We start from the raw sequence: 12,954 nt of genomic DNA on the forward strand, positions 1-12,954 counted from the left end.
GGGATTTGGGTTGGATTTGGCTTATCGATGGTGTCGGCATTGGCTCAGGCTGGCACGCTGCGTTGCGGCAGTCAGCTGATCAGCGTCGGTGACCGGATGTTTGAGGTGCAGCAGAAATGCGGCCAGCCCGTCAGCCAGGACATGATCGGCTACAAGGAGACCGTCAATCACTTTCGTCAGGTAGATCAGGTTCAGGTGCAGGAGTGGATCTACGGGCCTAACAACGGGATGTATCAGTACTTGCGGTTTGAGGGTGGCCGGCTGGTATTGATCGATAGCAAGCGCGGCAAGTAACGCGTCGCACGCTTGAACGCATTGCACGACTTGCTTGTAGGAGTGCGCTTGCCCGCGATGGGTTTGTAGATAACAAAAGCTCAAACGTCAGAAACGCGATCGCGGGTAAGGGCGCTCCTACAGATTTTCCGAACCCACAATAGAACAGGCCCCGACGCAATCGCCGAGGCCTGTAATGACCACGTCCTTGTGGCCTTTCGCATGAACCTTTAATCGTTCAGTCATCAACCTCCCTGGCCGGTGACTGATCGTTTTCCATGGTCATTTCATATATGGGCTGATTACTCAGCTTTCAGGCCGTCAGCCGAAACAGCTTTGACGCCTTTGATTTTCTTGGTGATGGCTACGGCTGTAGTCTTTTGCGACTCAGTGATAGCGACTGTCGACGACAGGGAAACCACACCTTTGTTGGTCTCTACCTTGATGTCGGAGCCTGGAATGCCTTTTTCAGTCAGCAGATCAGATTTGACCTTGGTGGTGATCCAAGTGTCAGAAGTAGCTTCTTTGGTTTTGGCGACTTCGTTTGCAGCAACGACCATCGGCGCTTGGGTGGAGGTCTCGGCCAGGGCAACGTTGGCCATGGTCAGAGTCAGAGCAGCGGTAGCAGCAGCGATAGCGAACTTCTTCATACGAGTAACTCCTGTTTTTCTCAGAATCTGCAGCAAGCGTATCGCTGCAGGGTTACGGTATACATCGCAAGCGGTGTGCCAAAGCGAGCTCTCGCATAAAAACGATATATTTCAATGAGTTATATTTTCCACGCGCATCGATGATCGTGCAGATTGCCCGTTTACACAAAGTTCCGATTGCAAGATGCATGTTCTGCCAAGGGTGAATAAACACGTAATTGACGTAACTCCTTAAAAGCGCTCATAAAAAAAGGACCCCGAGGGGTCCTTTTCAACAACAGGCAGAGTCAGGTGCGATTAAACGCCCGACGCCTTCGCTGCTGCTACGTCTTTGATCGACAGCTTGATACGGCCGCGGTTGTCCACGTCCAGAACCAATACTTCAACTTCCTGACCTTCTTGCAGAACGTCGGTCACTTTCTCAACCCGAGCATCGCTCAGCATGGAGATGTGAACCAGGCCGTCTTTGCCAGGCAGGATGTTAACGAATGCGCCGAAGTCGACGATGCGCTCAACCTTACCAACGTAGATCTTGCCGATCTCGGCTTCAGCGGTGATGCCCAGAACGCGCTGACGTGCTGCCTCAGCCGCTTCCTTGGTTTCGCCGAAGATCTTGATCGAGCCGTCGTCTTCGATGTCGATCGAAGCTTTGGTTTCTTCACAGATCGCACGGATGGTCGCGCCGCCCTTACCGATGACATCACGGATTTTGTCGGTGTCAATCTTCATCGCGATCATGGTCGGAGCGTTTTCCGACAGCTCGGTACGCGACGTGCCAATGATCTGGTTCATCTGACCAAGAATGTTCAGGCGCGCTTCCAGGGCTTGGCCCAGAGCGATCTCCATGATTTCTTCGGTGATGCCTTTGATCTTGATGTCCATCTGCAGCGCGGTAACGCCTTTGGCAGTACCCGCTACTTTGAAGTCCATGTCGCCGAGGTGGTCTTCGTCGCCCAGGATGTCGGTCAGGATGGCGAACTTCTCGCCTTCTTTAACCAGACCCATGGCGATACCGGCAACCGGAGCCTTCATTGGAACGCCAGCGTCCATCAGGGCCAAGGAAGCACCGCAGACCGAAGCCATGGAGCTCGAGCCGTTGGACTCGGTGATTTCCGACACAACACGGATGGTGTACGGGAACACGTCGGCAGCAGGCAGCATCGCCTGAATGGAACGACGAGCCAGACGGCCGTGGCCGATTTCACGACGACCTGCACCGCCCATGCGACCACACTCGCCCACCGAGAACGGAGGGAAGTTGTAGTGCAGCATGAACGGGTCTTTGCGTTCGCCTTCGAGGGTGTCGAGCAGCTGTGCGTCACGCGCAGTACCCAAGGTCGCTACAACCAGCGCCTGAGTTTCACCGCGGGTGAACAGTGCCGAACCGTGAGTCTTCGGCAGAACGCCGACTTCGATGTTCAACGGACGCACGGTCTTGGTGTCGCGACCGTCGATACGTGGCTTGCCGTTGACGATGTTTTCGCGAACGGTGCGGTATTCGATTTCGCCGAAAGCCGCTTTCACTTCGCTGGCAGACGGGCTGCCTTCTTCAACAGCGAGCTTGGCAACGATCTGATCTTTCAGCTCGCCCAGACGCGCATAGCGGTCAGCCTTGACGGTGATGGTGTAAGCCTGGGAAATCGCGTCGCCGAATTCGGAACGGATGGCACCCAGCAATGCGGTGGCTTCAGGCTTCGGTGCCCAGGCCCAAGTAGGTTTGGCAGCTTCGGCAGCCAGTTCGGTGACGGCTTTGATGACCGACTGGAATTCGTCGTGGGCAAACAACACAGCGCCCAGCATCTGGTCTTCGGTCAGCTCTTTGGCTTCCGACTCAACCATCAATACCGCTTCTGACGTACCGGCAACGACCATGTCCAGGCTCGAAGCTTTCTGTTGTTCGTAAGTCGGGTTCAGCAGGTAACCGGTGCTTTCGTGGAAAGCAACGCGCGCGGCGCCGATAGGGCCGTCGAACGGAATGCCGGAAATCGCCAGCGCAGCCGAAGTACCGATCATCGCAGCGATGTCCGGATCGGTCTTTTTGCTGGTGGAAACGACGGTGCAGACAACCTGCACTTCGTTCATGAAACCTTCAGGAAAGAGGGGGCGGATCGGACGGTCGATCAAACGCGAGGTCAGGGTTTCTTTTTCGGAAGGGCGGCCTTCACGTTTGAAGAAACCACCTGGGATCTTGCCTGCGGCGTAGGTTTTTTCTTGGTAGTGCACGGAAAGGGGGAAGAAGCCTTTGCTTGCGTCTGCATGCTTGGCGCCGACCACAGTCACGAGAACGGTGACGTCGTCGTCAACGGTGACCAATACTGCGCCAGAAGCTTGACGGGCAATGCGGCCTGTCTCGAGGGTTACGGTCGATTGACCGAATTGAAACTTCTTGATTACCGGGTTCACGGTTTCCTACCTTCTTTGTGGCTCTTGGGGGAACTGGTTTCTTGCGAATTCTTGGGCAGCGGCGGGAATCGGACCCGTCGGCAGTCCAGATAAAACTTGAGGCTGGGAGCCTGCCCGACTCACCGAAACAACCGGCGAGCCCGCGACAGACAACCAACCTCTTGCAACGTCGTTATTAGCGACGCAGACCCAGACGCGCGATCAGCGCGGCGTAACGGCTGATCTCTTTGCCTTTCAGGTAATCCAGCAGCTTGCGACGCTGGTTTACCATGCGGATCAGACCACGACGGGAGTGGTGATCTTTACCGTTGGCTTTGAAGTGACCCTGCAGTTTGTTGATGTTGGCGGTCAGCAGTGCAACTTGCACTTCTGGCGAACCAGTATCACCAACAGCTTGCTGGTAGTCGGTTACGATCTGAGCTTTTTCTTCAACGCTGAGTGCCATGTGGGCAATCCTTTTATCAGGAAATCGTTTCAGAGAAACGACTTCAACAGGCCGAGAGCAAACTCTCGTATTAAAAAGTGAGGGGTGACCGTGCCTGTTAACAGCCACCCTCATTACCACTGAGCCAGGAAGTCCCTGCCTCAATGGGTCCGGTCATTCCGACCGAATCAGTCGACGCGGCGCGATTCGCCCGTCTTCACTCACTTCACCAATCCCGATGAAGCGTCCTTCATGATCCTGCACCCGAACCATGCCTGACTGCGGCGCGTCCGGAGCTCTGACTGGCTGACCATGCAGCCAGTAAAACGAACTGTGCTCGGAAAACTGCAGCACCGGCCAGTGCAGCAACCCGCTGTCCGATGGCATCAGGAAACGATCAACCGCTTCATTGCCACCCTCGGCGTGGACCGCCTCCAACTCTTCCAGCGTTACAGTCTGGGAAAGATCAAAAGGTCCGGCCTGCGTGCGGCGCAGCTCTGCAACGTAAGCACCACAGCCCAATTGCTCGCCAATGTCTTCGACCAGGGTACGAATATACGTGCCCTTGGTGCAGTCAACCGACAACCGTGCCGTTTCGCCTTCACACGCCATTAATTCCAGGCGCGCAATAGTAACAGAACGCGCCTCGCGCTCCACCACTTCCCCCGCACGCGCCAACTTGTACAACGGCTGGCCATCACGCTTAAGCGCGGAGTACATCGGTGGTATCTGACTGATTTGTCCGCGAAAACCTGGCAATGCCGCTTCGATTTCGGCACGACCAACGGTTACTGGACGCGTCTGCAAAACCTCACCTTCAGCATCTGCTGTGGTGGTGGTTTTACCGAGCTGCATCAAGGTTTCATAACCCTTGTCCGAATCGAGCAGGTATTGCGAAAACTTGGTTGCCTCGCCAAAGCACAGTGGCAACACGCCGGTGGCCAGAGGATCAAGGCTACCGGTGTGGCCAGCCTTTTCAGCATTTAGCAACCAACGCACCTTCTGCAAAGCTGCGTTGGAGGTAAAACCCAGCGGCTTGTCGAGCAGGATGATCCCGCTGACGTTGCGGCGAATACGCTTGACCTGAGCCACGCCTTACTCCCCGGAACCGTCTGGCTTTTCGCCCTGCGGATGCTGACCGTCTTCGGCCACCGCACGCTCGATCAACGCAGAGAGATGCGCACCACGCACGACGCTTTCGTCGTAGTGGAAGTGCAGCTGAGGCACGCTGCGCAGCTTCATTTCACGAGCCAACTGCATGCGCAGAAATCCTGCTGCAGAGTTGAGCACTTTGATCGTTTGTGCGATTTCTTCCGCGCTGTCCTGCCCCATAACGGTCATGAAAATCTTGGCGTGGCCCACATCGCGGCTGACATCTACGGCGGTGATGGTGACCAGCCCTACGCGGGGGTCTTTGATTTCACGACGGATCAGCTGCGCCAGCTCACGCTGCATCTGATCGCCGATACGTTGGGTACGGCTGTATTCTTTTGCCATGTCTTGTTACCTGTCACTGACCCATGGCAAAAGCCATGCAGTCTGAAAGCGGCAAACGCCCGGCCTGGCAGAAGCCGGACCGGGCGTTGCGTTTAGAGTCCGTGAGAAGCGCTTGGCATTTACATGCGGCGCTCACCATGGCTCCTGAAGCTCGCAAATTAGAGGCTGCGAGCCACTTGGACCTTCTCGAACACTTCGATCTTGTCACCGACCTTGACGTCGTTGTAGCTCTTGACGCCGATACCGCATTCCATGCCGGCACGAACTTCCGAAGCGTCATCCTTGAAGCGGCGCAGGGATTCCAGCTCGCCTTCGAAAATAACGATGTCTTCGCGCAGTACGCGGATTGGACGGTTACGGTGAACAACACCTTCGAGCACCATACAGCCGGCGATCGCGCCGAACTTAGGCGAACGGAATACATCGCGAACTTCAGCAATACCCAGGATGTTCTCCCGGACGTCGCTGCCAAGCATGCCGGTAAGGGCTTTCTTGACGTCTTCGATGATGTCGTAGATTACGTTGTAATAACGCATATCCAGACCTTCCTGCTCGACGATCTTGCGAGCGCCAGCATCAGCACGCACGTTGAAGCCGAACAGTACAGCGTTCGAAGCCAGCGCAAGGTTAGCATCGCTCTCGGTGATACCACCGACACCGCCGCCGACTACGCGCACTTGCACTTCGTCGTTGCCCAGGCCATTCAACGCGCCATTCAAGGCTTCCAGCGATCCACGGACGTCGGATTTGAGGACGATATTGAGCGTCTTCTTCTCTTCCTGACCCATGTTTTCGAAGATATTTTCCAGCTTGCCTGCGTGAGCACGAGCCAGTTTCACTTCGCGGAACTTGCCTTGACGGAACAGAGCCACTTCACGGGCTTTCTTCTCGTCAGCAACAACACTCATCTCGTCGCCAGCGTCCGGTGTACCGTCCAGGCCAAGAATTTCGACCGGGATGGATGGACCTGCTTCCTTGATTGGCTTGCCGTTCTCGTCGAGCATGGCGCGAACGCGGCCATAGTTCGAACCGACCAGCACCATATCGCCCTGACGCAATGTACCGTCCTGAACCAGAACAGTAGCAACCGGGCCACGGCCTTTATCAAGGCGAGATTCAACCACAACACCACGACCTGGGGCCGATGGCGTAGCGGTGAGTTCCAAAACTTCCGCCTGCAACAGAACAGCTTCGAGCAATGCGTCGACGCCGGTACCCATTTTCGCGGAGACCGAAACGAACGGCGTATCACCGCCCCACTCTTCAGATGTCACGCCGTGAACCGAAAGCTCACTGCGGATGCGATCAAGGTCTGCACCTGGCTTGTCGATCTTGTTCACTGCGACAACCAGCGGAACACCAGCAGCCTTGGCATGTTGCACGGCTTCGATGGTCTGCGGCATGACACCATCGTCAGCAGCGACGACGAGGATCACGATATCGGTTGCCTTGGCACCACGAGCACGCATTGCGGTAAACGCGGCGTGACCCGGAGTGTCGAGGAAGGTAACCATGCCACGCTCGGTTTCAACGTGGTAAGCACCGATGTGCTGAGTAATACCACCGGCTTCGCCAGCAGCAACCTTGGCACGACGGATGTAGTCGAGCAGCGACGTTTTACCGTGGTCAACGTGGCCCATTACGGTCACGACTGGAGCACGGGAGAACGTCTCACCTTCAAACTTCAACGACTCAGCCAGCGAATCTTCCAATGCAGTGTCGCTGACCAGGGTCACCTTGTGGCCCAGCTCTTCAGCGACCAGCTGGGCAGTTTCCTGATCCAGTACCTGGTTGATGGTGGCTGGAGTACCCAGCTTGAACATGAACTTGATGATTTCAGCAGCCTTGACCGACATCTGCTGAGCGAGATCGCCAACAGTGATGGTCTCGCCGATCTTCACTTCGCGCACAACAGGGCCAGTTGGGCTCTGGAAACCGTGAGCGTTGCGTTTCTTCAGCTTGGCCTTGCCGCGACCACCACGACGGAAGCCGTCGCTTTCTTCGTCGGTAGTACGTGGCGCAACCCGTGGAGCAGGCGCTTTCTCTTTGACCGATGCACGATGAGGAGCGTTTTTGCGCTCGCCATCACCACCGCCGCCACGACGACTGTTGTCATCTGCACGCGGTTTGTCCGGACGACGCTGCTCTTCGCGCTTGCGAACGTCGAGAGTAGGTGTCGGAGCAGCAGCAGGCGTTTCGCGAACAGGCGCAGCAGCAACGGCTGGCGTCGGTTCCGGCGCAGGTGCGGCAACAGCGCCAGCGGCATCAGAAGACGGTTGAGCACCAGCAGGCTGGCGACGCGCATCTTCTTCAGCGCGAGCACGGGCTTCTTCTTCAGCCTTTTGACGTGCTGCATTTTCTACAGCACGACGTTCGTCCAGTTCACGTTTGCGCTCGGCTTCGATTTCTTCCGGGCTGCGTTGAACGAAAACTTTCTTTTTACGTACTTCAACACTGATGCTCTTGCTGCCAGCAACACGCAGTGTGCTAGTGGTTTTGCGCTGCAAAGTGATCTTGCGCGGTTCTTCCACTTTCGCCTTGTGACCGCTTTTCAAATGAGTCAAAAGGGCTTGTTTCTCAATATCAGTCACATCTTGCTCGGCGGCGGTGTGCGGCAGACCTGCCTCACGCATCTGCTGCAACAGGCGCTCTACCGGTGTTTTGACCTCATCGGCCAGTTGTTTCACCGTGACTTGCGTCATGCACTTCTCTCCTCAGGCCGCGCCTAATTACTCGAACCAGTGGGCTCGGGCGGCCATGATCAACTTGCCGGCACGATCATCGTCAATGCCGTCGATGTCGAGCAGGTCGTCAATAGACTGCTCGGCCAGGTCTTCGCGGGTAACTACGCCGCGCACCGCCAGTTCCATCGCCAAATCCTTGTCCATGCCCTCAAGCGAGAGCAGGTCTTCGGCCGGATGGGCGTCTGCCAGCTTTTCCTCTGTAGCAATGGCTTTGGTCAACAAACGATCCTTGGCCCGAGCGCGAAGCTCGTTGACGGTATCTTCGTCAAAGCCGTCGATGTTGAGCATCTCTTCCACGGGTACGTAGGCAATTTCTTCCAGACTGGTGAAACCTTCATCAACCAGCACCTGTGCCAAATCTTCGTCGACTTCCAGCTCGTCGATGAAGTTGCGCAGGATGTCACCGGTTTCTGCTTGCTGCTTAGCCTGGATGTCCGATTCGGTCATCACGTTCAATGTCCAGCCAGTCAACTGACTGGCCAAACGCACGTTCTGACCACCACGGCCAATCGCCTGGGCCAGATTATCTGCGCCTACAGCGATGTCCATGGCATGGGCATCTTCATCAACGATGATCGCGGCAACTTCAGCCGGCGACATTGCGTTGATCACAAACTGCGCCGGGTTGTCGTCCCACAGCACGATATCCACACGCTCGCCACCCAACTCCCCGGATACAGCCTGAACGCGAGAACCGCGCATGCCGATACAGGCACCTTGCGGGTCGATACGTTTGTCCTTGGAGCGAACGGCGATTTTTGCACGCGAACCCGGATCACGAGAGGCAGCCATCACTTCGATGAGGCCTTCAGCGATTTCAGGAACTTCGATTCGGAACAGCTCGATCAGCATCTCAGGCGCGGTACGCGACAGAATCAACTGAGGGCCACGGTTCTCGGTGCGGATTTCTTTCAGCAATGCACGCACACGAACACCAACACGGAAAGTCTCCCGCGAAATGATGTCCTCACGTGCTAGCAATGCTTCGGCATTGTTACCCAAGTCGACGATGACATTGTCACGTGTAACTTTTTTAACAGTGCCCGAAATGATTTCGTTGACACGCTCGCGATAGGCATCGACTACCTGAGCGCGCTCGGCTTCGCGAACCTTCTGCACAATGACCTGTTTAGCGGTTTGCGCAGCGATGCGGCCGAACTCGATGGAGTCGATCTTCTCTTCGATCAGATCGCCAGCCACCGCGCCAGGTTTTTTCTCCTGGGCTTGATCAACAGCCAACTCGTAGGCCGGATCATCGAGGTCTTCGTCTTCGACAACCGTCCAGCGACGGAAAGTTTCGTAGTTACCGGTCTGGCGATTGATTTCCACACGCAGTTCAACTTCGTCTTCGAAACGTTTTTTGGTAGCAGTGGCCAAGGCCAGCTCCAACGCTTCGAAAATTACACTCGCCGGTACGCCTTTTTCATTGGATACCGACTCAACAACCAGCAGTACTTCTTTGCTCATCGTACGCCTCGCCTTTCGCAAGCCATTGGATCCGCGGGATCCGCGTCTCAGTCAAACGTGGGAATAATGTTGGCTTTGTCGATCTGATCGATCGGCAACAGGTATTCGTGGTCCTCAACTTGCACCACGACGTCCTGCTCCTCCACCCCGCGGAGAAGGCCCTGAAAGTTACGTCGGCCATCGAAGGGCGAGCGCAGCTTTATCTTCACTTGTGCCCCGGCGTGCAAAGCAAACTGTTCAATTGTGAACAGCGGGCGATCCATGCCAGGAGAAGAAACCTCAAGCGTATATTCAGCGCTGATCGGATCTTCGACATCCAGAATGCCGCTGAGCTGGCGACTGACAACTGCACAGTCTTCAACCAGAACGCCTTCTTCTTTATCGATATAAATACGCAGCAGTGAATGTCGGCCCTGGGAGACGTATTCGATCCCCCAACATTGATAGCCAAGACCTTCGACCACCGGGACCAACAAGGCCTGCAACTGTTCTAGCTTGCTCGACACCTGAACCCCCTCGTGCACGCTGTGCAAATAAAAAAATGGGCAAAGCGCCCATCAATGAAACGCCGTCGAAAAGCGGCGTAATAAGTGTCCAGCTAACAAAAAGCCCCTAAAAAGGGGCTCCGCTAAAACTGGTTGCGGGGGCTGGATTTGAACCAACGACCTTCGGGTTATGAGCCCGACGAGCTACCAGACTGCTCCACCCCGCGACAAAGCTGGGGCGGAAGTATACGGCTGATCCCCTAAAGAATCAATCGAACATCCACCTACAAGAAAGCCCGCATGTGCGGGCTAGCTTGTTAATTGGTACCGAGAAGGGGACTCGAACCCCTACACCCTATGGGCACAACCACCTCAAGGTTGCGTGTCTACCAATTCCACCACCTCGGCATTACAACTCTTTTTGCAGCCCCAAAATCAGCTACGAATCCTGTGTTACTTCTGCTGCGGAGCTTGAGGAACGTCAGCTGGAACAGCGGCTGGTTTCTGTTGCCCTTCGAGCACCGGAACATCATCTGCTGCCGGCTTTTGCTTTACTTCAAGTACCGCTGGATCTGGCAAACCTACTTGAGTCAGCTGATGAGCCTTCTCTTTAGCAAAGTAACCTAACCCCAAGCTGGTTATGAAAAAACAGGCCGCGAGTATAGCAGTAAATTTACTGAGAAAGGTAGAGGAACCTTGTCCGCCGAATACAGTATTTGACGCACCTGCTCCGAAAGACGCACCAGCGTCCGCACCTTTACCCTGCTGTAGCAATACAAGGGCAACAACGCCCAAAGCACCCAGCAGATGAAAAACGACTACGACTGTTTCCAGCATTTTTTCAGTTTCCCGCGGCGCGAATAATCGCACCGAACTCATCTGCATTCAGGGAGGCACCACCAATGAGCCCCCCATCGATATCCGGCATGCCGAACAGTTCAGCCGCATTGGCCGCCTTCACGCTGCCGCCATAAAGAAGCCGCACGCCTTGTGCGACTTCAGCATTCTCTTCTGCCAACTGCGCACGAATAGCTGCGTGCACGTCTTGAGCCTGTTGTGGGGATGCAGTCAGCCCGGTGCCAATGGCCCAGACCGGCTCGTACGCGATTACCGCATTAACAAGCGCATCAATGCCAAGCTCTTCAATGATGCTATCAAGCTGCTGACCAACAACATCGAGAGTCTTGCCAGCCTCACGCTCTTCGAGGGTCTCACCGATGCAGAGCACAGGAGTAAGACCACTCGCTTGAGCTGCAGCAAACTTGCGATTCAAAACCTCATTGCGCTCACCCATTATCTGGCGACGCTCAGAATGACCCACAAGTACCAGCTTGCAACCTGCATCAACCAACTGGCTAGGGGAGACCTCACCGGTCAAAGCACCCTGCCCTGCTTCGTGCGCGCAGTTTTGACCACCGACAAGAATTGATCTGCCGTGCAATCCACCCACCACTTGCTCTATATGCAAACTCGACGGAAAAACCGCGATATCAACACCGCCAGGGAGGGACAAATTACCAAGACCCTCGATCAGCTCAGCGACGCTGGCGCGGGTACCGTGCATTTTCCAGTTACCAGCTACCATAGGGCGACGCATGCTGTACCTCGTCGGTCAAAGTGGGCGCAGATGTTACCCAACAGTTTCAACACTGGCAAGCCGAATTCAGGCGCAAATTTCAGTAACCAGTTTTGCCAACTCATCGGCATAACCGCTGACCTGCGCCTGGTCTTCTCCTTCGACCATGACCCGCACCAGCGGCTCGGTTCCTGACTTGCGCAGCAGAACGCGACCACGCCCCCCCATGGCAGCCGTTACGCGGTCGCACGCCGCTATGATTGCCGGATGCGATATCGGATCAACGTCACCGCCACGGAAGCGCACATTGACCAGGACCTGTGGACATTTGCGCAACGCCTGCCGCGAATGCGCAAGAGACTCGCCACTGCGCCTCAGCGCCAGCAATACCTGCAGCGCTGCAATGATGGCATCGCCCGTGGTGGTGTGCTGGAAGCAGACGATGTGTCCGGAGTTTTCCCCACCCACCTGCCAGTTGCGCTCCAAGAGCTCGGCAATCACATAGCGGTCGCCAACATTGGCGCGCACGAACGGAATATTCAATTCGCCCAAAGCAAGCTCAAGGCCTAGATTGCTCATCAACGTTCCGACGACGCCACCTTGCAAACGACCACGCTCATGGAGATCACGGGCGATGATGAATAGCAGGTCATCCCCATCAACTATTGCGCCCGTGTGGTCCACCATCAGGACCCGATCACCGTCGCCATCGAAACCGATACCCATATCAGCCTTCTCAGCCACTACCGCAGCCTGAAGCGCTCCCATATGGGTCGAACCGCAATCTTCATTGATGTTCAAGCCGTTGGGCGCTGCCGAGAGGACAGTGACCTGAGCGCCCAACTCCCGAAAGACATTCGGCGCTACTTTGTAGGTGGCCCCGTGGGCGCAATCGATGACCAGCTTCAGGCCCGCGAAATCGGTACTGGTCGGAACGCTGCTTTTGCAGAACTCGATGTAGCGACCAGCGGCATCGTTGATTCGAGAGACCTTGCCTAGCTTTTCTGACTCGGCAACGGTCATCGGCGCATCGAGCAACTCTTCGATCATCATCTCGATTTCGTCCGGGAGCTTGGTGCCCTGCCCCGAGAAGAATTTGATACCGTTGTCGTAGTGTGGGTTGTGCGAAGCGCTGATCACGATGCCGGCTTCGGCATGAAAGGTACGAGTCAGGTAGGCGATGGCAGGTGTCGGCATCGGGCCAAGCAGCATTACGTCCGCTCCGGCCGCCGAAAGCCCTGCCTCTAACGCTGACTCAAACATGTAGCCCGAGATTCGGGTGTCTTTGCCAACAAGAATCCGGCATGCACCCATCTTGCGGAAAGCCATGCCGGCCGCCCAGCCGAGCTTGAGCATGAAGTCAGGCGTAATCGGAAACTGGCCAACACGACCGCGTATGCCGTCGGTACCGAAATATTTTTTGGTGCTCATGGAG

At 55.9% G+C, this 12,954-nt stretch carries 12 protein-coding genes and 2 tRNA genes; 1 reads left to right on the plus strand and 13 read right to left on the minus strand.

Translation table 11 applies throughout. From position 1 onward, the window contains the following. The first annotated feature begins 27 nt into the window (after positions 1-27). A complete protein-coding gene (locus ACWKWM_RS17800; RefSeq protein WP_483847517.1) occupies positions 28-294 on the plus strand; it encodes a DUF2845 domain-containing protein in 267 nt (88 codons plus the stop codon). A 281-nt stretch (positions 295-575) separates the two neighbouring features. Here ACWKWM_RS17800 and ACWKWM_RS17805 read toward each other — a convergent pair whose 3' ends face one another. The 13 genes from ACWKWM_RS17805 to glmM all read right to left on the minus strand — a co-directional run bounded on the left by ACWKWM_RS17805 (position 576) and on the right by glmM (position 12,950). Then, positions 576-923 carry a BON domain-containing protein gene (locus tag ACWKWM_RS17805; RefSeq protein ID WP_483847412.1) on the minus strand — a complete coding sequence of 116 codons (348 nt, stop codon included), beginning with the start codon at positions 921-923 and terminating at the stop codon, positions 576-578. A 297-nt stretch (positions 924-1,220) separates the two neighbouring features. Beyond that, on the minus strand, positions 1,221-3,326 hold the full coding sequence (pnp, locus tag ACWKWM_RS17810) for a polyribonucleotide nucleotidyltransferase (RefSeq protein ID WP_483847413.1): 2,106 nt from the start codon (positions 3,324-3,326) through the stop codon (positions 1,221-1,223). Positions 3,327-3,501: 175 nt separating this feature from the next. Continuing rightward, a complete protein-coding gene (rpsO, locus tag ACWKWM_RS17815; RefSeq protein WP_483837979.1) occupies positions 3,502-3,771 on the minus strand; it encodes a 30S ribosomal protein S15 in 270 nt (89 codons plus the stop codon). Positions 3,772-3,924: 153 nt separating this feature from the next. Then, positions 3,925-4,842, minus strand: coding sequence for a tRNA pseudouridine(55) synthase TruB (gene truB / locus ACWKWM_RS17820; protein WP_483847414.1), 918 nt, complete (start codon positions 4,840-4,842; stop codon positions 3,925-3,927). A gap of 3 nt (positions 4,843-4,845) precedes the next feature. Beyond that, a complete protein-coding gene (rbfA, locus tag ACWKWM_RS17825) occupies positions 4,846-5,247 on the minus strand; it encodes a 30S ribosome-binding factor RbfA (protein ID WP_483847415.1) in 402 nt (133 codons plus the stop codon). A 158-nt stretch (positions 5,248-5,405) separates the two neighbouring features. Further along, positions 5,406-7,949 carry a translation initiation factor IF-2 gene (gene infB, locus ACWKWM_RS17830; RefSeq protein WP_483847416.1) on the minus strand — a complete coding sequence of 848 codons (2,544 nt, stop codon included), beginning with the start codon at positions 7,947-7,949 and terminating at the stop codon, positions 5,406-5,408. Positions 7,950-7,976: 27 nt separating this feature from the next. Next, positions 7,977-9,458: a transcription termination factor NusA gene (gene nusA / locus ACWKWM_RS17835; RefSeq protein WP_349801219.1), complete on the minus strand. Its 1,482-nt coding sequence runs from the start codon at positions 9,456-9,458 to the stop codon at positions 7,977-7,979. A 47-nt stretch (positions 9,459-9,505) separates the two neighbouring features. After that, positions 9,506-9,964, minus strand: coding sequence for a ribosome maturation factor RimP (gene rimP / locus ACWKWM_RS17840; protein WP_483847417.1), 459 nt, complete (start codon positions 9,962-9,964; stop codon positions 9,506-9,508). 129 nt (positions 9,965-10,093) lie between these two features. After that, positions 10,094-10,170, minus strand: a tRNA-Met gene (locus ACWKWM_RS17845). A 95-nt stretch (positions 10,171-10,265) separates the two neighbouring features. Further along, positions 10,266-10,351: transfer RNA gene (locus tag ACWKWM_RS17850), tRNA-Leu, on the minus strand. Positions 10,352-10,396: 45 nt separating this feature from the next. Then, positions 10,397-10,780 carry a preprotein translocase subunit SecG gene (gene secG / locus ACWKWM_RS17855; RefSeq protein ID WP_483837984.1) on the minus strand — a complete coding sequence of 128 codons (384 nt, stop codon included), beginning with the start codon at positions 10,778-10,780 and terminating at the stop codon, positions 10,397-10,399. 4 nt (positions 10,781-10,784) lie between these two features. After that, on the minus strand, positions 10,785-11,540 hold the full coding sequence (gene tpiA, locus ACWKWM_RS17860) for a triose-phosphate isomerase (protein WP_483847418.1): 756 nt from the start codon (positions 11,538-11,540) through the stop codon (positions 10,785-10,787). Positions 11,541-11,606: 66 nt separating this feature from the next. Continuing rightward, positions 11,607-12,950 carry a phosphoglucosamine mutase gene (glmM, locus tag ACWKWM_RS17865; protein WP_483847419.1) on the minus strand — a complete coding sequence of 448 codons (1,344 nt, stop codon included), beginning with the start codon at positions 12,948-12,950 and terminating at the stop codon, positions 11,607-11,609. Between the last annotated feature and the right edge of the window lie 4 nt (positions 12,951-12,954).

It is taken from the genome of Pseudomonas rosaeacicularis (assembly GCF_057128745.1).